Source organism: Mycolicibacterium palauense (genome assembly GCF_002592005.1).
Classification (GTDB): domain Bacteria; phylum Actinomycetota; class Actinomycetes; order Mycobacteriales; family Mycobacteriaceae; genus Mycobacterium; species Mycobacterium palauense.
Map to the genome: position 1 here is coordinate 1 of NZ_NVQF01000077.1, position 20,023 is coordinate 20,023.

General features: G+C 68.1%; 20 protein-coding genes, 1 tRNA gene and 1 pseudogene. 5 read left to right on the forward strand and 17 right to left on the reverse strand.

Annotation, left to right across the window (positions count from 1 at the left end; all coding sequences use genetic code 11):
- Positions 1–217 precede the first annotated feature (217 nt).
- The 9 genes from CSR00_RS23415 to CSR00_RS23450 all read right to left on the reverse strand — a co-directional run bounded on the left by CSR00_RS23415 (position 218) and on the right by CSR00_RS23450 (position 6,375).
- Complete coding sequence (locus CSR00_RS23415; RefSeq protein ID WP_099024818.1) at positions 218–1,648, reverse strand: phage major capsid protein; 1,431 nt, start codon at positions 1,646–1,648, stop codon at positions 218–220.
- 11 nt (positions 1,649–1,659) lie between these two features.
- Positions 1,660–2,313 carry an HK97 family phage prohead protease gene (locus tag CSR00_RS23420; protein WP_099024819.1) on the reverse strand — a complete coding sequence of 218 codons (654 nt, stop codon included), beginning with the start codon at positions 2,311–2,313 and terminating at the stop codon, positions 1,660–1,662.
- Positions 2,310–2,810, reverse strand: a complete 501-nt coding sequence (locus CSR00_RS23425; RefSeq protein WP_176562219.1) for an HK97 family phage prohead protease — start codon at positions 2,808–2,810, stop codon at positions 2,310–2,312. The genes CSR00_RS23420 and CSR00_RS23425 overlap by 4 nt, the downstream gene beginning before the upstream one ends.
- A gap of 162 nt (positions 2,811–2,972) precedes the next feature.
- Complete coding sequence (locus CSR00_RS23430; protein ID WP_099024821.1) at positions 2,973–3,413, reverse strand: hypothetical protein; 441 nt, start codon at positions 3,411–3,413, stop codon at positions 2,973–2,975.
- A 626-nt stretch (positions 3,414–4,039) separates the two neighbouring features.
- A complete protein-coding gene (locus tag CSR00_RS23435) occupies positions 4,040–4,402 on the reverse strand; it encodes a hypothetical protein (RefSeq protein WP_218014532.1) in 363 nt (120 codons plus the stop codon).
- Between the two features lie 46 nt (positions 4,403–4,448).
- Entirely contained in the window at positions 4,449–4,637 is a 189-nt protein-coding gene (locus tag CSR00_RS31905; RefSeq protein ID WP_456093793.1) for a zinc finger domain-containing protein, read from the reverse strand.
- The gene (locus tag CSR00_RS23440) at positions 4,630–5,562 is read right to left on the reverse strand and encodes a tyrosine-type recombinase/integrase (RefSeq protein ID WP_099024822.1); all 933 of its coding nucleotides are present in this window, start codon (positions 5,560–5,562) and stop codon (positions 4,630–4,632) included. Before CSR00_RS23440 ends, CSR00_RS31905 begins: the two co-directional genes overlap by 8 nt.
- Positions 5,559–5,930, reverse strand: a complete 372-nt coding sequence (locus tag CSR00_RS23445; RefSeq protein WP_099024823.1) for a hypothetical protein — start codon at positions 5,928–5,930, stop codon at positions 5,559–5,561. Before CSR00_RS23445 ends, CSR00_RS23440 begins: the two co-directional genes overlap by 4 nt.
- A gap of 244 nt (positions 5,931–6,174) precedes the next feature.
- The gene (locus CSR00_RS23450; RefSeq protein WP_099024824.1) at positions 6,175–6,375 is read right to left on the reverse strand and encodes an excisionase family DNA-binding protein; all 201 of its coding nucleotides are present in this window, start codon (positions 6,373–6,375) and stop codon (positions 6,175–6,177) included.
- A gap of 111 nt (positions 6,376–6,486) precedes the next feature.
- On the opposite strand from CSR00_RS23450, the gene CSR00_RS23455 reads away from it, so the two are divergent.
- Entirely contained in the window at positions 6,487–7,113 is a 627-nt protein-coding gene (locus tag CSR00_RS23455; protein WP_176562220.1) for a helix-turn-helix domain-containing protein, read from the forward strand.
- A complete protein-coding gene (locus CSR00_RS23460) occupies positions 7,106–8,341 on the forward strand; it encodes a tyrosine-type recombinase/integrase (protein ID WP_099024836.1) in 1,236 nt (411 codons plus the stop codon). The genes CSR00_RS23455 and CSR00_RS23460 overlap by 8 nt, the downstream gene beginning before the upstream one ends.
- A 19-nt stretch (positions 8,342–8,360) precedes the next feature.
- Here CSR00_RS23460 and CSR00_RS23465 read toward each other — a convergent pair.
- Together CSR00_RS23465 and CSR00_RS23470 are read right to left on the reverse strand one after the other, a co-directional pair.
- Positions 8,361–8,436: transfer RNA gene (locus CSR00_RS23465), tRNA-Thr, on the reverse strand.
- A 95-nt stretch (positions 8,437–8,531) separates the two neighbouring features.
- Positions 8,532–9,740 carry a DNA polymerase III subunit delta' gene (locus tag CSR00_RS23470; protein ID WP_099024837.1) on the reverse strand — a complete coding sequence of 403 codons (1,209 nt, stop codon included), beginning with the start codon at positions 9,738–9,740 and terminating at the stop codon, positions 8,532–8,534.
- 93 nt (positions 9,741–9,833) lie between these two features.
- Between CSR00_RS23470 and CSR00_RS23475 the strand changes: the two genes are divergently transcribed.
- Positions 9,834–11,417: an adenylate/guanylate cyclase domain-containing protein gene (locus CSR00_RS23475; RefSeq protein WP_176562221.1), complete on the forward strand. Its 1,584-nt coding sequence runs from the start codon at positions 9,834–9,836 to the stop codon at positions 11,415–11,417.
- A gap of 50 nt (positions 11,418–11,467) precedes the next feature.
- On the opposite strand, the gene topA is transcribed toward CSR00_RS23475, so the two are convergent.
- From topA to CSR00_RS23490, 3 genes are all read right to left on the reverse strand, one after another.
- On the reverse strand, positions 11,468–14,278 hold the full coding sequence (topA, locus tag CSR00_RS23480) for a type I DNA topoisomerase (RefSeq protein WP_099024826.1): 2,811 nt from the start codon (positions 14,276–14,278) through the stop codon (positions 11,468–11,470).
- 122 nt (positions 14,279–14,400) lie between these two features.
- Positions 14,401–14,982 (reverse strand): hypothetical protein, encoded by a 582-nt coding sequence (locus CSR00_RS23485; protein ID WP_099024827.1) that lies wholly within the window; start codon positions 14,980–14,982, stop codon positions 14,401–14,403.
- Positions 14,983–15,084: 102 nt separating this feature from the next.
- The gene (locus tag CSR00_RS23490) at positions 15,085–15,288 is read right to left on the reverse strand and encodes a cold-shock protein (protein WP_003925183.1); all 204 of its coding nucleotides are present in this window, start codon (positions 15,286–15,288) and stop codon (positions 15,085–15,087) included.
- A 217-nt stretch (positions 15,289–15,505) separates the two neighbouring features.
- On the opposite strand from CSR00_RS23490, the gene CSR00_RS23495 reads away from it, so the two are divergent.
- Both CSR00_RS23495 and CSR00_RS23500 read left to right on the forward strand, forming a co-directional pair.
- Positions 15,506–17,839, forward strand: a complete 2,334-nt coding sequence (locus CSR00_RS23495) for a DNA 3'-5' helicase SftH (protein ID WP_099024828.1) — start codon at positions 15,506–15,508, stop codon at positions 17,837–17,839.
- A 258-nt stretch (positions 17,840–18,097) separates the two neighbouring features.
- Positions 18,098–19,093, forward strand: a complete 996-nt coding sequence (locus tag CSR00_RS23500) for a PAS domain-containing protein (RefSeq protein ID WP_099024839.1) — start codon at positions 18,098–18,100, stop codon at positions 19,091–19,093.
- On the opposite strand, the gene CSR00_RS23505 is transcribed toward CSR00_RS23500, so the two are convergent.
- The 3 genes and pseudogenes from CSR00_RS23505 to CSR00_RS23510 all read right to left on the reverse strand — a co-directional run bounded on the left by CSR00_RS23505 (position 19,036) and on the right by CSR00_RS23510 (position 19,947).
- Positions 19,036–19,383, reverse strand: a complete 348-nt coding sequence (locus CSR00_RS23505) for an Rv3654c family TadE-like protein (RefSeq protein ID WP_328514759.1) — start codon at positions 19,381–19,383, stop codon at positions 19,036–19,038. The genes CSR00_RS23500 and CSR00_RS23505 overlap by 58 nt on opposite strands.
- A 55-nt stretch (positions 19,384–19,438) precedes the next feature.
- Positions 19,439–19,705 (reverse strand): annotated as a pseudogene (locus tag CSR00_RS31600) (TadE family type IV pilus minor pilin); the annotation flags it as partial.
- A gap of 65 nt (positions 19,706–19,770) precedes the next feature.
- Positions 19,771–19,947 (reverse strand): DUF4244 domain-containing protein, encoded by a 177-nt coding sequence (locus CSR00_RS23510; RefSeq protein ID WP_099024830.1) that lies wholly within the window; start codon positions 19,945–19,947, stop codon positions 19,771–19,773.
- Positions 19,948–20,023: the final 76 nt, after the last annotated feature.

A 20,023-nucleotide genomic window follows, 5' to 3' on the forward strand; every position in this document is an offset into this window, starting at 1 on the left:
AATCGCCGCCGAGGTTCTGACCCAGCCGGTCGAAGCGACGCTGAATACCGTTCGACGACCGGCGAAGCGCGTTGTCGTCGATCGCCGTACCGACAACCATCGTCAGGTCACTCACGAACGCATCACCCCTCTCTGAGAACTGCTGGACGGCTACATCCGCGCTGTCGGAGATGGAGCACAGCAGACGTACCCCACCTCCGACACGCCCCCGGCACTGCTAGGTGCAGTTGAGGACACGGAACGCTGCGTCGTTGACGGAGTCGGCGCCGACGCGGATCCACGCGTGCCAGCCGGCCTTGCCCTTCGGGCGTCCGTTCGGGCCCATCAGGTGCGGGATGTAGGACAAGGTGGTGCCCAGGCGGTCGGCGATGACGTAGTTCTGGAAGTCACCGAACGCGAGGACATGGTTGTCTTCGCCGTTGGTGATCGAACTCTTCATCGCTTCGGCGACGTAGTCGGGCCGGCCCAGCAGCTCACGCTTGCGTCCCTCTTCGAGCTGGCCCCACAGCGATGCGCCGCCGGCGGTGTCGAACTGACGCATCTTGCCGTAGATCTTGCGGTGCGCCAGCCACGAGGCGTTGAACGCGAACCGCTGCGGCAGCTCGCCGTCCAACTCGTGCACATCCTCGACAGCGAACGTGTCGGTGTCGGCCGACGCCACGACCGAGGCGGTGCCGGCCAGAGCGGTGATGATGCCCGTCGGCTGGCCGACCCCGGAGCCGGTGACGAACGCGATCGACTCCTTGACCTCCTTCTCGAAGGCGATCATCTTGGCGATGTCGTCGGCCAAACCCGCAGCGTCCTGCTCGAGTTCGTGGGTGAACGGCACGAAGATCTGCAGCTTGTGCACCGGGATCTCGGGCTGTTCGAGCTCCGGCGAATCATCGGAAACCTCATCGCCCTCCCCGTCCCACGATCCGGTCACACCGACCGAAGTGACACCAGTCCACGACTTCCCAGTGGCCTGCACGACGCGGGCAATCTGCCGCACCTGGTTGAACGACCCATTCGCGGTGATGATGATCGTCGGGTCCAGCTGCATAGGCACCAAGAATCCGCCCTGGTTGTCCGTCAGTGACATCGCCCGCTGGTAGGCGCTGATCTCGTCGCCGGAGAGCACCGCCGCATTGCCCTGGGATCGAATCAACTTGATGAACGCGCGGCTGTAAGCCGGCGAGGTCGTCGCCAGCACCAGTTTCGCCACAGGCGTGTGCCCCTCGCCGTCACGCTCCACGAAGCGGGTCGCCACCTCACGCACGGTGTCGTCGGCGAAGGGCATCCGCTCGATCGCCTCACACGCCCGAGAGCGCAACTCTGCGGCCGGATCGTCACCTAACCGGATCTCCGACACATCCCACGGGTCCCTGCGCTTGTCGAGGTGGAGTCCACGCCGTTCGCGGTCGGCAACGTTGTCGATCACTTGCGTCCGCATGCTGTTGCCTCCCTGTCCCTGTCCGGCTGCCCGGATCTCGTCGAGCTGATCGTCGTGTTCCCGGTCGAGCCGACGCAGCTCTGCGCGACCTTCCCGGACCTGTTTGGTCAGCTCGTCGAACCGTGCCGCGTCCTCACCGGACAAACCGCCATCGACTGCGTCGAGGATCTGATGTGCTTCCCGATCCCATTCTTCGATGTCTTCACGCAATGCCATGTCGTTCCCTTTCACCGAATCGCATCGAGCAGCGCGAGCCGTCGCTGCGCGACCGCCCGCGAAATCACTGGTTGTGTTGATGTATTTCTGACACCGGCCGAGGTGCCTATATAGGCCGGCCATACCACCGGTCCGACCTCGCTGATGCGGACTTCTTTGAGCGTGCGTAGTAGCGGCGTCCGCTCGGGCTGTTCGCCGTAGCGCAGGATCCTCTTGAGGTCCTCCGGCTTGACCGGTTTGCCCTCTCGGTCACGCCATTCGTCGCGGACCACGCTGAACCGAAACGACATGCCGTCGATAGCGCCCGTCTCGATCGCTTCGCGCACCAAGTTGATCAGGTCGTGCTCACCGAGACGGGCCTGCACGTATAGCCCGCGGTGGTCCTCGTGGATGTCCTTGATGACGCCGATCGGGATGGACCCGATCAGCGGGTGGCGGCCGTGGTCGAACTGGAACTTCGGCGTGCAGTCACGAAGAGACTTGCCGAACGCGCCCGGCGCGATCTGCTCGTCAAAGCAGCCCTCCCAGGAGTCGATCCGGGTGGGTTCGTTGAACACCGCCCCGTACCCGGCGAACGTGCGCCCATCCCTATCGCCGTCCCCGCCGGCAGCCCGAAACTGCGACAGCGGAACCGACCGCACCACATCACCCTGGACCGCGCTCATAGGTACTCCTCCTCTCGCTCGAGATCGAGCAGCTCCAACCGCCGCTGGGCGACCGCCCGCGGAATGAACAGCCCCCGCACCTCGGGTGTCGGAGCCACCGATACTGATTGCAGGGCCACCTCAGACCGGACCACCAGCGCACCCTCGTGACGGACGCCGATCAGACGTACACCGACCAGGACGTCGAGGCCGCCGCGGCGCGCACGCTGTAGCGCAGCCTCACCGGCTGCGGAGTCGTCGAGGTCGAAAGCCACGTGCAGTCCTTCAGGCTTCTCGCACAGCTCCAAGACTCGCCCGATCGCCGGCTTGCGGCCCTGCGAATCGGGCGTCAACGCGATCTTGCTGCCACGCTGACGTATCGACCGCGCAAAGCACCCGTCGATGAACTTCTCGCGGACCTCGCCGAACTGGCAGACCTGCCCGTACCCGATCACGAATCCGCGAACCACACGACCGCGACCGGCTACCAGCTTGGCCTCACGAAACGAAACACTCAAGAGAATCACCACCATCCGCGCATGCAGAAACAACACTGCTGAAATCGCGTGGTGGGCGGCCTATCCGGGGTATCCCCACCCGGGGCGTACCGGCGTCGGCGGCGAACCGAGCAAGGCAAACACTAGCACGGGTCAGCGACGGGCTCAGCCACGGGGCCCGAATCACGCAGTCTCACAGCCAGGATCGACGCCGATCGACAGTCCGGCGAACACCGCGATCAGCTCAACAAGCTCGACACGACTGAGGTCGGTCACCGCGCTCTGAACCGCAGGGACACCACCGGTTCTGATCGCCGACAACACCGGGCCGACCATCCGCACCGGCCGCGAAGTCACCGGCAGTGCCTCGCGTGCATCGGCGAGTCTCGCGACGATCTCTTCGAAGTCGCGCAGGACCCGCGCATCGCGGTCCCGCTTGGACAATTCGAAGACTCGGTACAAGTCAGGAAGAAACCGCCACAACAGCTCCAACACCACACGGAGCGAATCGACATCCATGCCGTCGCACGCCCAGCCCACGATGTCGTGTGCCGTATCCGGTGACTCACTGGCCTTCGCTGCCGCGATCAGCATCGCCGCAGCGACATCGGGTTCATGTTTCATCTAGTCGTCTCTCCTTTGGTTGGGCAAGAACCGGGGGTTGGGGGTTGCGGGGCCACCTCGGCGACCTTCCCTTTCGCGCGCGCGGTCGTGAGGTTGGTTGAGAAGTCCCCGATTTGCGTAACTCGGCTGTCAGGTCGCGGTAGGCGTTTGGTCCGTCTTGCACGAATGTGCATGACGGGTTGTGTTGTCCAGTAGGTACGTAAGTACCTGTGTTGTCCAGTGTTGAACCCACGGGGGTGCAAGGTGAGTTGCACGCCGGCGGTGCAAGTTTCGGGGCAGTTATGTTGCACCCCGTCTCGTGCATGACGTCCGCTGCGATGTTGCACGTTGTTGGTGCATGACCAGGCCACGGCCATGCACCAATCCCGTGCAACGTGAGAACCGTTGATGTTGCACGGAATTAGTGCAAGAACAGATCTCACGCAATGCCCGCCTCGGAGGCAGGTTGCAGATACGTTGCACACCGGCGGTGCACGCTTCGGGGCAGCTATGTTGCACCCCGCCTCGTGCATGACATCCGCTGCGATGTTGCACGTTGTTGGTGCATGACCAGGCCACGGCCATGCACCAATCCCGTGCAACGCGGGACCCGCTGATGTTGCACGGAATTAGTGCAACGACAGATCTCACGCAATGCCCGCCTTGGAGGCAAGCTCGATCGGAGCCGACTGCTCGAGTCTTTCCTCATCGGTAAACCGCCGCCCGCCCGCGCACACAACATAGGCACGCCGACGCGGCACCAACGCCCCGTCACGCAGATACTCCCGGATCAACAACCGGCCGTCCTTGACTGCGCGCGCAAGAGCTTTGGATGCACGCTCACGGTTGCGACCCCAGCCGAACTTCTCCGAGATCTCCGCAGCCGAGGTCTCCCACACCTTCTTGGCGCCTGGCGCACTGGCACATGACAACAGGTACGCCATCACGACAAGGCCATCCGAGCCGAGCACATCGTCGTGCGCACCGGCCCGGATAAGCTCATCCGACATCCAGGTCACCCCCTTGCGTACGGGCTCTCCGATCGCGTGGACCGGGTTACGCCGACCCACGTGAGGCCCGCTCTCGATCACGCGCGGCTCGGGCGTCAGCGAGGCGATGAGGATGGGCTAGAGCCCGCCGTAGCGGCTTGTCGGTCACCGCATTGACGCACTGCTGACCGGCCAGCGCACCGCAATCCCGGCACGCCACCACGAACGGGTCGACCAGCCTGGCGTTCTCACGCACTACGAGCCTCCGCCGCCGGCTCCATGGTTTGTGACAGGTGCGCGGCCACGGCGCGAGCGTGCCGCTCGTTGACCTTCTGGCGGTGCCGGCCCAGGCTGAGCCCAGCGATGGCGCTGCGTTGCCGATCCGCCGACACCTTCGTGTAGATCTGCGTGGTCTGCAGCGACTTGTGCCGCAACAGTTCCTGCACAGTCCGCAGATCGTTGCCGTCGTCAAGCAGGCTCGTCCCGTACCAATGCCGCAACGAGTGCGGGGTGCCAGCGACCCCGGCCCGACGCATCGTCTGGCCGATCACATCGGACACCGACTTGCCGTGCATCGGCATATCGGGATGGCCACGCATCGGAAACCACAGCCCAGTCGCAGGCATCGTGCACGCCAACTCAACCAACAACGGATGCAGCGGAATCGAACACACCCGACGCCCCTTGCCCTTCACCCACAACACCCGCGCCTCCAGGTCAACGTCCTGGCCTTTGACACGCGCGATCTCGGAGACCCGCAACCCCGCCAGCAGCGCGAGCAGGATCATCGCCCGCGTCGAGGACCACATGTGGGTGGCCAACAGCTTGGGAATATCACCGTCAGCGACCGGCCGCGGCACCCGTTCCGGCACCCGCGGTGCCCTGACCTTCACCATCGGGTTATCCGCACGCCGATCAGTGAGCTGCAGCCACTTAAACCACGCACTCAGATACGTGTGATACGTCGCCGCGGTCGAATCCGACCAATCCTCACCATGCTCAGCGATCCAACGCACAACATCCAACGGGGTCGCCGAGAGCGGCTGCACCCCCGTCTCGACGTAGAACTGGCGCACCACACGCAAACGCTCGTCGATCGTCACCGCCGACAGGCGTTGGGCATGCTGCCACAACTCCCAATCGTCGAGACCGGCCACCACCACAGCCGTCGACGCGCTCATCGAAGACCCTCGACCTGGTCGGCGGCCTGCAACAGCGCCTCGGCGACACTGCGCGCAACCGACGGGCTCAAGGACTCATCGCGGGCCTCCACGACGATCTCACGCTCCACCCGACCGTCGGACCATTGCGTGCCGTGCACCGCGACCACAATGCACTCACCGACCGGCCGCAGCGCCCCTTCGAACATGCGCATCCAGCCGCCCCGATCGTCGTCTTCCCAGGCGCCCGCCGTGACTGCATCGGCCGGTGGCGGCGCCGAGGCGTCCAGCTGGTCCGTGATCCGGTCGTTTTCCTCCACGAACACGCGGGCCTGGTCCAGCAGGTCCGCCTCCCGACTGAGCAGCTCGCCGCGCTGATCGAACGTCAACCGACAAGCCAAGTCGCGCCAACTTTGAGCCCTGACGGTGCAATCTGACATGATGACTAAGCCCTTCTCTTCTCTGTTGATGGTTGGGTTGTTGCGGTCCCCGCCGGTTGTTGGCGCAACCGGACCTCCGGGGGCCGCATCACTTCTCTCTCTCAATCGGTGTCACCACCGACCACACCGCCGGTCACCACAAGCCCACAATCCTCAAGCGCATCCCGGTCCTGCTGACTGAGGTTCGGGTGCGTCACGCGGCACCACCGTCCAGCCGAGCGATGTAGTCACAAATGGACGCCTCGCTTACCAGGCGACGGCGGCCGATCTTCACGCTGCGCAGCTCTCCGCTGGAAATCAGGGCGAATACCGTGGTTCTACCCACCCCCAACCGCTGCGCAACTTCCCCTGTGGGCCACAGCCTGGCCTCTACGCCGTCCTCAAGTTGGTTCATCAAGCCCTGCCTCCAATGTTCGCTATGGCGACATAGTTACAGATATTTGTCGCTGTTGCGCACGTTAGCGTATGTGCTCAAGTCCGTCAAGATTCATGCAATGATGTCGTCGTGCAGAACACTGGAGACGAGTGGCATAGGGAACAGGCTCGGCGGATCGGCCACGCAATCTCTGCTCGCAGAAAAGAGATCGGTCTGACTGCCCAGCAGTTGGCAATACGGTGTGGTGACCTAGGAGTCCCAATTCACCGCACGACGATCACCAAGATCGAAGGTGGACGATCGCGATTCGACCTCGGTGAACTGCTTGTTTTGGCTGCTGCGCTGGAGGCGTCTCCAGTCACTTTGATCTATCCGGGGCCTTATGAAGACTTCATCGACATTTTGCCAGGCAGGCCAGAAATGCAGTTCGCCGCCGCCGAGTGGCTGAGCGGTAACCAGCTGCTCGTGTTCAACCGGACCACGCCACAAGCCCAACAAGACTGGCTTCAGAACACCTCCGTTTTGCGGAGGTGGAGGGAGCTCGTTGAATCAGTCATGGCGAGAGCATGGTTGATGGCGAGTACTTCAGTTCCCGATATGCGACAAATTGCGCACTACGACAAGCAGATTCAACGTCTCTCTGGCGAACTGGGAGTGACCGACATCTTCGGCGCCCTGGGGTATGGGACTGGGGTGCGATGGGAACCGTCGACGGACAACTCGGCACGTCAGTCGCCGGAGGACGGTGATGCCTAGGCAGCGAATGCAGCCGGGTGAGCACGGCAAGATCAGCCAATGGTCTAGCAGTGGGAAGTTCTTTGCCGCGACCTACGTCCGGGATTCTGATGGAAAACGACGGCGTGTCGAACGGTCGAGCGCCAAGAGTGCGGAGGATGCCCGTCGCTCGTTGCAGAGGCACCTTGCACAACGACGAACACCGCTCTCGGACCAGCTGGTCACTGCCAGGACGACACTGGCGGAGCTGTTCGGCATCTGGCTGACGTCCAAGACCATTGAGGACGGAATCCTCGAGCAGACAGCCGGCCAGTACCGCCAGGTGTGGCAGAAGCATGGGGCGAACCAGCTCGGTGAGCTACGGGTCGCTGAGCTGCCAACATCGCGCGCAAATGCTCACATTCAAGTTGTGGCTAGTACAGCCCCATCGCAAGCTGGATATCTGAGGATCATCCTGCGAGGGATGTTCTCGATGGCGGTCCGGTTCGATGTCCTGTCAGTGAACCCGATAGTGGAGACAAAGACCGCCAAAACGAGTCGGACGCCAGCGAGGGCGCTGACGTCAGAAGAGTTCGCAGCGGTGCGCGGAGCGGTGAGATCCTACGCAGTGCGCCCCGGTGTCGGCGGACCAAAGCCCGGTAGGCTCCTCCTGCCATTCGTCGAAATATTGGCCGCGACCGGTGGGCGACCAAGCGAGGTCCTGGCGCTGCGTTGGGAGGACGTCGACCTCCTCGCCGATCCGCCCACGGTGACGTTCGCGGGCACACTGGTCGATCACCAGCGCGTCGAGGGCAAGCCGCTGCACCGACAGGACAAGAGAAAGGCCGGCGCTCCCCCGCACACTGTCGATCTGCCAGCGTTCGGCGTCGAGGTATTCACGGCACTCTTGGGCGAGACAGGACCAGACGGCCCGGTGTTCGCCAGCCGAACGGGCGGCTGGATGAGCCTGGCGAACCTGCGTCGCGCGCTGCGGGCCGCGCTTCCCGACGATCTGGCGTGGGTCACACCGCACAGCTTTCGGCGCACCGTGGCCACGGTAGTCCGCAATGACCACGGTCCGGCACTGGCGCAGCAGCAGCTCTCGCACGCGAAGCTGGCGACCACCGAAGCTCACTACCTGCAGCGGCAGACGCACGGGCCTGACGTGCGCGAATCGCTTGAAGCGTTCGCAGCCGGGGCCGCCGCGGAGGAAAGTATCAGGAAAGTATCAAGTAGACCCGATTCTGGGACTTCCACCAGCCAGCCCTAAGGCTGTTTCCGCTGGTAGTTGGAGCCGCCTGGGGGAATCGAACCCCCGACCTATTCATTACGAGTGAATCGCTCTGCCGACTGAGCTAAGGCGGCGCGCCCGGCGGGCCGGGCCCAGCAGAGTCTACGGCAGCCGCGCCGGGGCGCCCAAACCCGATTGCCGCCCCGGTTCACCGACGCGCCCCGTCCCGTCAGTCCCGCAGCGCCTGCCCGACGGTGGCCACCATGGCGTCCACGGCGAACCTGGGTTTCACGTTGACCGCCAGCGCCTCCCGGCACTCAAGCACCGCCTCGATACACCGCAGCAGCCGGGCCGGGGCGGCGTGGGCGGCCAGGGCGCCGACCTGCTCCCCCATGTCAGGGTGGTTCGGGGTCACCGAGGAGGCTCCCGACGAGACCACCAGCGCGTCGCGGAAGTAGGTGGCCAGGTCGATCAGGGCCCGGTCCAGGGCGTCGCGCGACGCCCGGGTGTGCCGCGACTTCTGGCGCTTCTCAAGCTCTTTCATCGCCCCGGCGGCGCCGCGCAGCGCGCCGGTGGTGCCCTTGCCGGTGCCGCCGCCGCCCAGCGCGGTACGCAGCTCCTCGGCCTCGGTCTCGTTGCGGTCCTCGGTCAGCGCCCGCGCCTCGGCCTCCGCGGCGGCCACCAGATCCTCGGCCGCGGCGTACGCCCGGGACGGCGTGGCGGCGTCACGGGCCAGGCCCAGCGCGCGGCTGCGACGGTCCCGGGCCTGCGGATCGGTGGCCAGGCGGCGCGCCCGCCCGACATGGCCCCCGCTGACCGAGGCCGCCCAGTGCGCCTGATCCGGCGGGAGGCCGTCGGAGTCGACCAGCACCCGGGCGATCGCCTCCACGGGCGGGGTCACCAGGGCGATGTGCCGGCAGCGCGAGCGCAGGGTGACCGCGATGTCCTCGGGATCCACCGACGGGGCACACAGCAGAAACACCGTCGAGGGGGGTGGTTCCTCCACCACCTTCAGCAGGGCGTTGGCGGCCCCCTCGGTCAGCCGGTCGGCGTCCTCGATCACCACGATCTGCCAGCGCCCGGTACTGGGCCGGCGGGCGGCGATCTGCACGATGGCGCGCATCTCGCCGACCCCGATCGACAGGCCCTCGGGCACCACCCTGCGCACATCGCCGTGCGTGCCGGCCATGGTCGTGGTGCACGCGCGGCACTGCCCGCAGCCCGGCACCCCGTCGGAGGTGCACTGCAGCGCGGCGGCGAAGCACTGCGCCGCCACCGACCGCCCCGAGCCGGGCGGGCCGGTGACCAGCCAGGCGTGTGTCATGGTCCCGGACGCGGTCGCGCTGTGACTCGAGTCACCGCGGGCGGCGCGCGCCGCGGCCACCAGCTCCGCCTCGACGGCGTTTTGGCCCACCAAACGCGTAAAAACCCCGGACATCGCCTCCGACATTAGCGCTGCACGGCGACACAGCCGGCCGTCGGCTGTGCGCGATGGTTCGGTTCGGCCCTCCGGGCCCGATACGGTGAACGGGTGAGCAACCGGCTGACACCTGGGCGAATCGGTGCATTCGCCCGCTGGGTGGTACGCACACCGTGGCCGGTGTTCACCCTGGGCATGCTGCAGGCCGACATCATCGGTGCACTGTTCGTCCTGGGATTCCTGCGCTTCGGCCTGCCGCCGGTGGACCGGATCATGCTGCAGGATCTGCCCACCTACAACCTGCTGGTGTTCCTGGCGGTCCTGCTGGTCGCGTTCACGATCGGCTCGGTGATCAGCCTGCGGTTGCTGATGCCGGTGTTCCGGTGGCAGCGCAACGACGGGCTGCTGGCCGACAACGACCCCGAGACCACGGAGGCCGCGCGCACCCGCGCCCTGCGGATGCCCTACTACCGGACCCTGATCAGCCTGGTGAACTGGTTCATCGGCGGGGTGGTGTTCATCGCGGCCAGCTGGCCCGTGGCGAGCCGCTCGGCGCCCGTGCTGGCGGTCGCCACCGCGCTGGGCGCCACCGCGACCGCGATCATCGGCTACCTGCAGTCCGAACGGGTGCTGCGGCCGGTCGCGGTGGCCGCACTGCGCAGCGGCGTCCCGGAGAACTTCCGCGCCCCGGGGGTGATCCTGCGCCAGGTGCTGACCTGGGTGCTGAGCACCGGTGTGCCGCTGCTGGCGATCATCCTGTCGGTCGGGGCCAGCAAGCTGTCTCTGTTCGAGGCGTCGGCCGACAAGACGCTGATCCCGATCCTGCTGATGGCGCTGGCGGCCCTGGTGATCGGGCTGGCGGGCACGGTGCTGGTGGCGATGTCGATCGCGGACCCGCTGCGGCAGCTGCGCTGGGCGCTCGGCGAGGTCCAGCGCGGCAACTACAACGCCCACATGCAGATCTACGACGCCAGCGAGCTGGGCCTGCTGCAGGCGGGGTTCAACGACATGGTCCGCGACCTGTCCGAGCGGCAGCGGCTGCGCGACCTGTTCGGCCGGTACGTCGGCGAGGACGTCGCGCGCCGTGCCCTGGAACGCGGCACCGAGCTGGGCGGCCAGGAGCGTGATGTGGCGGTGCTGTTCGTCGACCTGGTGGGTTCCACCCAGCTGGCGGCCACCCGGCCCCCCAGCGAGGTCGTCATCCTGCTCAACGAGTTCTTCCGGGTGGTCGTCGACACCGTCGCGCGCCACGGCGGCTTCGTCAACAAGTTCCAGGGCGACGCGGCGCTGTGCATCTTCGGCGCGCCGATCGAACATCCCGACGCCTCCGGGGCCGCGCTGGCCGCCGCCCGCGAGCTCCACGACGAGCTGATGCCGGTCCTGGGCAACGCCGAGTTCGGGATCGGGGTGTCGGCGGGCCGCGCCATCGCCGGACACATCGGGGCCCAGGCCCGCTTCGAGTACACCGTGATCGGCGACCCGGTCAACGAGGCCGCCCGGTTGACGGAGCTGGCCAAGCTCGAGGGCGGCCACGTGTTGGCCTCGGCCAACGCGGTCAGCAATGCGCTGGACTCCGAGGCGCTGTGCTGGAACGTCGGGGAGATCGTCGAGCTGCGTGGACGCGCCGCTCCCACCCAGTTGGCCCGCCCGGTCAGGCTCGCCATCCCGGCGGGCGAACCGTCCGGCCGGATCTAGAGCCGAGCGGCCCGCCGGGCCCTGCGGGACCCTGCTGCCAGACCTTCTCGTCAGGCCTTCTTGGCGGCCGCCTTCTTCGCCGGGGCCTTCTTGGCGGTCGACTTCTTGGCCGCCTTGCGGGTGGTCTTCTTGGCCGGCCCGCGGGCACGGCGGTCGGCCAGCAGCTCCGAGGCGCGCTCGTCGGTCAACGACGCCACGTCGTCACCCTTGCGCAGGCTGGCGTTGGTCTCGCCGTCGGTGACGTAGGGCCCGAACCGGCCGTCCTTGATGACCATCGGTTTGCCCGAGGCCGGGTCGGTGCCCAGTTCCCGCAGCGGCGGCGCGGCCGCGCCCTGCCGGCCCCGCCGTTTGGGCTCGGCGTAGATCTTCAGCGCCTCGTCGAGGGTGATGTCGAACATCTGCTCCTCGGTGGCCAGGGACCGCGAATCGGTGCCGCGCTTCAGGTAGGGGCCGTAGCGCCCGTTCTGCGCGGTGATCTCCTCCCCCGTGCTGGGGTCGGTGCCGACCACCCGCGGCAGCGACAGCAACCGCAGCGCATCCTCCAGGGTGACGGTCTCCAGGTCCATCGAGCGCAACAGTGATCCGGTGCGGGGCTTGGGGCCCGTCGGCTTCTTGCCCTTCTTGGCCGGGGTCCCGGCCGAACCGTCGTCCGGCGGCTCGGGCAGCACCTCGGTGACGTAGGGCCCGTAGCGGCCGTCCTTGGCCACGATCTCGTGGCCGGACGCCGGATCCACGCCGAGACTGCGTCCCGACTGCGGGGTGGCGAAGAGCTTCTCGGCCAGCTGCAGATTCAGCTCGTCGGGGGTGAGTTCGTCGTTGAGGTTGGCCCGCTGCGGTGTCGGCTCGCCGTCGTCACCGGTGACCATCCGTTCCAGATAGGGACCGTTGCGGCCGACCCGCACATAGATCGGGCGGCCCTCGTCGTCGTCGAACAGCTTGATCGAGTTGACTTCCCGGGCGTCGATCCCCTCCAGGTTGCCCCCGACCAGCTTCTTCAGCCCTCCGGCACGGGCGATGGAGCCCTCCACACCGTGCTCGCCGCCGAAGTAGAAGTTGTTGAGCCAGTTGGACCTTCGCTCCAACCCGGCGGCGATGGCGTCGAGTTCGTCCTCCATCGCGGCAGTGAAGTCGTAGTCGACCAGGCGGGCGAAGTGCTGCTCGAGCAGGCCGATCACCGCGAACGCGACCCAGGACGGCACCAGCGCGCTGCCCTTCTTGTGGACGTATCCGCGGTCCTGGATGGTCTTGATGATCGACGAGTACGTGGAGGGCCGGCCGATGCCCAGCTCTTCGAGCGCCTTGATCAGCGACGCCTCGGTGTAGCGCGCGGGCGGGTTGGTCGAGTGCCCGTCGGGGGTCAGCTGCTGGGCCCGCACCTGCTGGCCCTGGTTGAGCTGGGGCAGCCGCCGCTCGGCGTCGTCGGCCTCGCCGCCGGCCAGCTCGTCGACGGTCTCGACGTAGGCCTTGAGGAACCCCGGGAAGGTCAGGGTGCGGCCGCTGGCCGAGAAGGTCACCTGGCGGGTCCCGCCCGTCTCGGCGGCCTCCCCGGTGATGCGCAGGCTCAGCGTGGTGCCGCGGGCGTCGGCCATCTGGGAGGCCACGGTGCGCTGCCAGATCAGCTCGTAGAGGCGGAACTCGTCGGTGTCCAGTTCGCGGCGCACCGCGTCCGGGGTGGCGAAGGTGTCACCGGCGGGGCGGATCGCCTCGTGGGCCTCCTGGGCGTTCTTGACCTTGCGGGTGTACTGGCGCGGGGACGGGTAGACGTACTCCTCGCCGTAGAGCTGGCGGGCCTGGTTGCGGGCGGCGTTGATGGCCGACTCCGACAGCGTCGTGGAGTCGGTGCGCATGTAGGTGATGTAGCCGTTCTCGTAGAGCCGCTGGGCGATGCTCATGGTGCGCTCGGAGGTGAACCGCAGCTTGCGTCCCGCCTCCTGCTGCAGCGTGGAGGTCATGAACGGGGCGTAGGGCCGGCGGGTGTAGGGCTTCTCCTCCACCGAGGAGACCGTCAGCGACGCGCCCTGCAGACCGGCGACCAGCGACTGCGCGCCGGCCTCGTCGAGCACCACCACCTCGGTGGGTTTGCGCAGCGTCCCCAGCGAGTCGAAGTCGCGGCCGGTGGCCACCCGCTGCCCGTCGACGTTGACCAGGCGGGCGTTGAACACCGGCGGCTGGGCGGTGGGATCGGAGACGCTGGCGTCGAGCTCGGCGACGATGTCCCAGTGGTCGGCGCTGCGGAACGCCATCCGCTCGCGCTCGCGCTGCACGATGATGCGGGTCGCCACCGATTGCACGCGGCCCGCCGAGAGCTTGGGGGCGACCTTCTTCCACAGCACCGGGGACACTTCGTAGCCGTAGAGCCGGTCCAGGATGCGCCGCGTCTCCTGGGCGTCCACCAGGTCGTTGTCCAGGTCGCGGGGGTGTTCGGCGGCGGCGCGGATGGCCGGCTCGGTGATCTCGTGGAACACCATCCGTTTGACCGGTACGCGCGGCTTGAGCGTCTCCAGCAGGTGCCAGGCGATGGCCTCGCCCTCGCGGTCACCGTCCGTGGCCAGATAGAGCTCGTCGACGTCCTTCAACAGGCCCTTGAGCTCGGTGACGGTGCTCTTCTTGTCCGGACTGATGATGTAGAGCGGCTCGAAGTCCTCGTCGACGTTGACGCCGAGGCGCGCCCAGGGCTCGGATTTGTACTTGGCCGGGACGTCGGCGGCGGCCCGGGGCAGGTCACGGATGTGCCCGCGCGACGATTCGACGATGTAGCCCGGCCCCAGGTAGCCGGCGATCTTGCGCGCCTTGGTGGGCGACTCGACTATGACGAGCCGCCGCCGGACCGTCCCACTGTCCTGAGCACTGTCCCCAGCCAACTGCGCTTACGCTCCCACTTCTTCCATCCCCCGACCCACGGCAAGGCCCCCGACCTTGCGGGCAGTGCCAATTTTGCATTCCGTGGTCCTCGACGCAAACCGGCTACCCAGCCGACAGGGTTTCATACACGGGGCCATTTCGAGAACGCATCGGCCCCCGGCGGGGGTTCCCCGACGTTCTCCACCAGCCGCGACAGCCTCCGGCGACCGCCGATCCGCAGGGCCGGACGCGCCCCCCGGGTGCCGATCAAAGTCGGTGCGATCCCCACCCGCATGAGCGCGGAGGCCAAAGGCGAATGGGTGTCGGGCGCGTGCGGGTCCAGCCCGAGCAGATAACGGTCGGCATCGGGATACCCCGCCGCCAGGGTCCAGGCCCGCAGCTCCCGCGGTCCGGGCACCCACTCGTGCGGCACCGTCTTGACCGCGCCGCGGGTCCACGCGGCGGCGACGGGTGCCAGGCGCGGGTCGGGCCTGGCGCGAACCAGCGGCGTGTTCTCCTCGGTCCGCGTCACCTCGGGATCCAGGCCGGCCTCGGTCATCATCTCGGCGATGGCGGTGGCCCGCCACGGCTCGTCGACCACGACCGACAACCGGGCACGGTCGGGACCGACCGTCACCACCTGGCCCGATGCCGCCAGCAGCCCCGTCAGATCGGTGACCGCGGGCGGCACCGATTCGGCGGAGAAGAAAGAGAGCTGGCTCACGACTCGACACTAGGCCAGGCCCGGCGGCCGGTCGGGGACGCCGGGCCGCCAAAGGCGAACCCCCGGCGTAGACAGACCGCCGGGGGTTCTTTCAGCTTCGACTCAGATGGAGCGCACGCCGGTGGCCTGCGGCCCCTTGGGGCTCTGGCCGACCTCGAACTCCACCCGCTGGTTCTCCTCCAGGGTGCGGAAACCGCTGCCCTGGATCTCCGTGTAGTGGACAAACACGTCGGCGGACCCGTCCTCGGGCGCAATGAACCCGAAGCCCTTCTCCGCGTTGAACCACTTCACAGTTCCCTGTGGCATCTCTCGATCTTTCCTTACTTTTCCTACCGGGTGCGATACACCGACCGTTCGGTGCATCGGGCCCGTTCCGACCGCACATCCTTCGCAGGAACCGCGATCGCAACGTCGATCCTGCGAAAGCTTTGACACCACACAGAAGCTGCGACCGTCTTTATCCAACCACGTCCGGGGACATCGCGACAGTCTCACGGCTACCAACTGGTGAACAATTCAGGTTGTGACGGCTAATTTCGGCAGCGAGTTGCTCTCCGCGGTCATCGCGGGGGCACTTTCGGGGGGTCCCGCCACCGTTGAGCAGCCCGTACGCCACGTCGCCGAGATGCCCGCCCGCGGCGGCGAGGCCGACGCCTGGCCGCTGTGGGCCGACCCCGAGGTGGTGCGCGCCTTCACCGCCCGCGGCATCACCGCGCCCTGGTCGCATCAGGCACGCGCCGCCACACTGGCCCACGAGGGCCGCCACGTGGTGGTCGCCACCGGCACCGCGTCCGGCAAGTCGCTGGCCTATCAGCTTCCGGTCCTGACGGCGCTGGCCGCCGACCCGCGTGCCCGCGCCCTCTATCTGGCGCCGACCAAGGCGCTCGGCCACGACCAGCTCAAGGCCGCGCACGCGCTGACCGCGGCAATTCCCGGGCTCGCCGACGTCATGCCCACCGCCTACGACGGCGACAGCGGCGCCGAGGTGCGCCGGCTGGCGCGCGAGCGGTCCCGGTGGCTGTTCTCCAACCCGGACATGATCCACCTGTCGATGCTGCGAAACCACGCCCGCTGGGCCGTGTTCCTGCGCGGGCTGCGCTACATCGTCGTCGACGAATGCCACTACTACCGGGGAGTTTTCGGATCCAACGTGGCGATGGTGTTGCGCCGCCTGCTGCGGATGGCCGCGCGCTACCGTCCCGCCGGGGCACCGGCCCCGACGGTCGTCTTCGCCAGCGCCACCACCGCCGCCCCGGGCGAGACCGCCGCCGAGCTCATCGGCGAGAGCGTCGCCGAGGTCACCGAGGACGGTTCGCCGCACGGCACGCGCACGGTGGCCCTGTGGGAGCCGGCGTTGCGCACCGACGTCACCGGCGAGAACGGGGCGCCGGTGCGACGCTCGGCCGGGGCCGAGGCGGCCCGGGTGATGGCCGACCTCATCGTCGAGGGCGCGCGGACCCTGACGTTCGTGCGGTCCCGGCGCGGGGCGGAGCTGACCGCGATCGGGGCGCGGGCCCGGCTTGAGGACGTCGCCCCGCACCTGGCCGCGCAGGTGGCCTCCTACCGGGCCGGTTATCTGGCCGAGGACCGCCGGGCCCTGGAACGCGCGCTGGCCGAGGGCGAGCTGCTGGGGCTGGCGACCACCAACGCGCTCGAGCTGGGAGTCGACATCGCCGGACTCGACGCCGTCGTGCTGGCCGGGTTCCCGGGCACGGTGACCTCGTTCTGGCAACAGGCCGGACGCTCGGGCCGGCGCGGCCAGGGCGCGCTGATCGTGCTGATCGCCCGCGACGACCCGTTGGACACCTACCTGGTGCACCATCCGGAAGCGCTGCTGGACAAGCCCATCGAGCGGGTGGTGATCGATCCCACCAACCCGTACGTACTGGGCCCACAGTTGCTCTGCGCGGCAACCGAACTCCCGCTCGGAGGCGCCGAGATCCGGGCATGGGACGCCGAGTCCGTCGTCGCCGGACTGGTCGACGACGGACTGCTGCGCCGCCGTGGCGACCGGTATTTCCCGGCGCCGGGACTCGAACCCCATGCCGGCGTGGACATCCGGGGTTCCATCGGCGGGCAGGTCGCGATCGTGGAGACCGAGACCGGCCGGCTGCTGGGCGAGGTGGGTGCCGGGCAGGCGCCGGCCACCGTGCACCCGGGTGCGGTGTACCTGCACCAGGGCGAGACCTACGTGGTGGACTCGCTGGATCTCGGCGAGGCGCTGGCGTTCGTGCACGCCGAAGATCCCGGATACACCACGCACGCACGGGAACTGACCGACATCACCGTCACCGGTGACGGTGATCGGGTGCCCCTGGGCGAGGTGACGCTGGGATGCGTGCCGGTGGCGGTCACCAACACCGTGGTCGGCTACCTGCGCCGCGCGGTCACCGGCGAGGTGCTCGACTTCGTCGAACTCGACATGCCGCCCCGAACCCTGCAGACCGTGGCATCGATGTACACCATCACACCGGAAGCGCTGCAGGACAGCGGGATCGACCCGCTGCGCATACCGGGATCGCTGCATGCCGCCGAACACGCCGCCATCGGGCTGCTGCCGCTGGTGGCCAGCTGCGACCGCGGCGACATCGGCGGGCTGTCCACCGCGATCGGACCCGACGGTGTGCCCACGGTGTTCGTCTACGACGGGCACGCGGGCGGCGCGGGATTCGCCGAACAGGGCTTCCGGCAGGCCGCCGCATGGCTGGGTGCCACCGCCGCGGCGATCGAGGCGTGCGAGTGCCCCGCCGGCTGCCCGTCATGCGTGCAGTCACCCAAGTGCGGCAACGGGAATGACCCTCTGGACAAGGCCGGGGCCGTGGCGGTGCTGCGCGTGGTGCTGGCCGCGCTGGGGTGACGACCGACCCCTCGAACGGCCGACCTCCCAGGATGCGTTCAGCACACGCGGCGCTGGCGCGTCGAACGGTCGGACAACTCGATCCGTTCCCCATCCCGACAGGTCGGGCGCAGGCGAAAACTACCGGGCGCGAACGCTTTGCGCAAGCAAGTACGCCCTTATACGCCGGCCATCAAACCTGACAGGTGTCAACTGCTGCGGGATTCGAAGGCGTGGACTGGCCCGAATCCGGCGGTGGCGTCGGTAAGCTCAATGGCCATGACGCACGACTGGCTGCTCGTCGAGACACTCGGCGCGGAGCCTTCGGTGGTCGCGCAGGGTATTCGGGTCAAAAGCTTCGTGCCGATCAGCACCTTCCTGCGGCGCAGCCCGAATCGGTCGGCGATCCAGACCGCGGTCGCCGAAACGGTCCAGACCGGCGCCCCGCTGTCCAGTATCACCCCCAAGAGGGACCGGGTGATCCGCACCGAGCCTGTCCGCATGTCCGACGGCACCGTGCACGGCGTGCAGCTGTGGCTGGGCCCTGCCGACGCCGTGCCCCCGGAGCGCCCGGTTCCGGGCCCCCTGGTCTGGGATCTGACCACCGGAGTGGCCACCGACACCCCGGAGTCGTTGGCCAACAGTGGAATGGATCCCGGCACCGAATCGCTGCACGACCGGTCGTTCGCGGAGGATCTGCCGACCCGCGACCTGAACCCGAGCGAGACCCGGGTGCTGGCTCTGGCGGTCGACAGTCGTCCGGGGGCCCAGATCGCCGACACCTGGGACGTGACCGCCCGCACCGGCGAGATCATCACGGTGGGCTTCGCGGCCAGGGCCGGCCTGGAACCCACCGAGGACGGCTCCGAACACCTGCTGGCCCGGGCGATGAACTGGCGCAGCGAACGCGAGGCCCCGGCCACCAAGCGGGACAACCTGGCCCAGCGCATCCTCAACAGCCTGGCCCGCCCCGGCACCTACCGGGCTCTGATCGATCTGCGCACCTGGAAACTGCTGAAGTGGCTCGATGATCCGTGCCCGTTCTACGACTGGCGCCACCCCGAGACCCATCCCGAGGACACCCGGCAACGCGCCGCGATCAGCGAGCAGTTCGCCCAGGGGGATACGGCCGGGCGGGTCATCCGGTTGCGCGGGACCGACCAGGAGTGGGTGCCGGTCCATGTGACCCTGCACCGGGTCGAGCTGGAACCCGGGGTCTACGCCGGGCTGATGGTCATGCGCGAGCCCACCGAGGACGAGCTGGCCGCCCGCTGAGCGGGCCCCCGTCCAGGACCTGCGCGAGCGCCCGCCCGGGCGGGCCCGGAGACGCCCCAGATGCCGCGCAGCGGGACCTCGACGGTGACGACGACATCGAGATCCTCAACGTCGCAGCCCACCTGGACCGCGCGCATCGCCCGCGCGATCGCCGCGCCGCCCTCGCAGGCGGTGCCGGGACCGGCGGGCAATCCGGCGGCGGCCGCCAGGGCGGCCAGATCGGCCGCGGCCTGCGCGCGGTGCCGCGCCACCACGACCGCCCCCAACTGCGTCATGGCCAGCGCGGTCACCACCACCGCCGCCACCAGCGCCGCCCCGAGCACCGCCGCCGCGCCCTCGTCGCCGGCCGGACTCAGCGGCGGCGACGGCCCGCGCGGTGAGGGTGAGCGAGAATCCCAGCCCGGGAAGCAGATCCGCGCGGGTGTCCACGGTGGCCACGACGAACGCGCCGTCCCGTGCGAGGTGCAGGCCCGCGCCGGCCGGCGCGACGAGCCGCACCGCTCGGCGGGCCGCGTCACCATCGCCGCGGGCGGCGAGCCGGGCGGCCTCGCGGGCGGCGTCGACGCAGCGGATCTGGGCGCCGACGACCCCGACCCCGGCCAGGCACACCATCGCCACCACGACCAGCGTCGCGATCGCCAGAGCTCCCTCGACCGTTCCGATTCCGGCATCGCCGATCACACCGCGGTGTTCAGCGCCCGGGTGATGATGTTCGTCAGTGCACCGACGATCGAATCGCCGGTCACCACCGTGTAGAGGATCGCACCGAACGCGGCCGCGGCGATGGTCCCGATCGCGTATTCGACCGTGGACATTCCCGCCTCGTCGGCACCCAGCACCACAAGCCGCGCCATGATCCGTCGAAGAACCACGATCCGTCGAAAAGCCGCGATCCGTCGAATAACACTGTCCACCCTGACTTCCCCTTTC

Coding starts and splice junctions, on each gene's coding strand:
- CSR00_RS23415 (WP_099024818.1), bottom strand. CDS start 1,648: ATGGCATTGCGTGAAGACATCGAAGAATGGGATCGGGAAGCACATCAG.
- CSR00_RS23500 (WP_099024839.1), top strand. CDS start 18,098: ATGACGCACGACTGGCTGCTCGTCGAGACACTCGGCGCGGAGCCTTCG.
- CSR00_RS23440 (WP_099024822.1), bottom strand. CDS start 5,562: ATGAGCGCGTCGACGGCTGTGGTGGTGGCCGGTCTCGACGATTGGGAG.
- CSR00_RS23430 (WP_099024821.1), bottom strand. CDS start 3,413: ATGAAACATGAACCCGATGTCGCTGCGGCGATGCTGATCGCGGCAGCG.
- CSR00_RS23510 (WP_099024830.1), bottom strand. CDS start 19,947: ATGGCGCGGCTTGTGGTGCTGGGTGCCGACGAGGCGGGAATGTCCACG.
- CSR00_RS23435 (WP_218014532.1), bottom strand. CDS start 4,402: ATGTCGGATGAGCTTATCCGGGCCGGTGCGCACGACGATGTGCTCGGC.
- CSR00_RS23490 (WP_003925183.1), bottom strand. CDS start 15,288: ATGCCACAGGGAACTGTGAAGTGGTTCAACGCGGAGAAGGGCTTCGGG.
- CSR00_RS23450 (WP_099024824.1), bottom strand. CDS start 6,375: ATGAACCAACTTGAGGACGGCGTAGAGGCCAGGCTGTGGCCCACAGGG.
- CSR00_RS23460 (WP_099024836.1), top strand. CDS start 7,106: ATGCCTAGGCAGCGAATGCAGCCGGGTGAGCACGGCAAGATCAGCCAA.
- CSR00_RS23470 (WP_099024837.1), bottom strand. CDS start 9,740: ATGTCCGGGGTTTTTACGCGTTTGGTGGGCCAAAACGCCGTCGAGGCG.
- CSR00_RS23420 (WP_099024819.1), bottom strand. CDS start 2,313: ATGAGCGCGGTCCAGGGTGATGTGGTGCGGTCGGTTCCGCTGTCGCAG.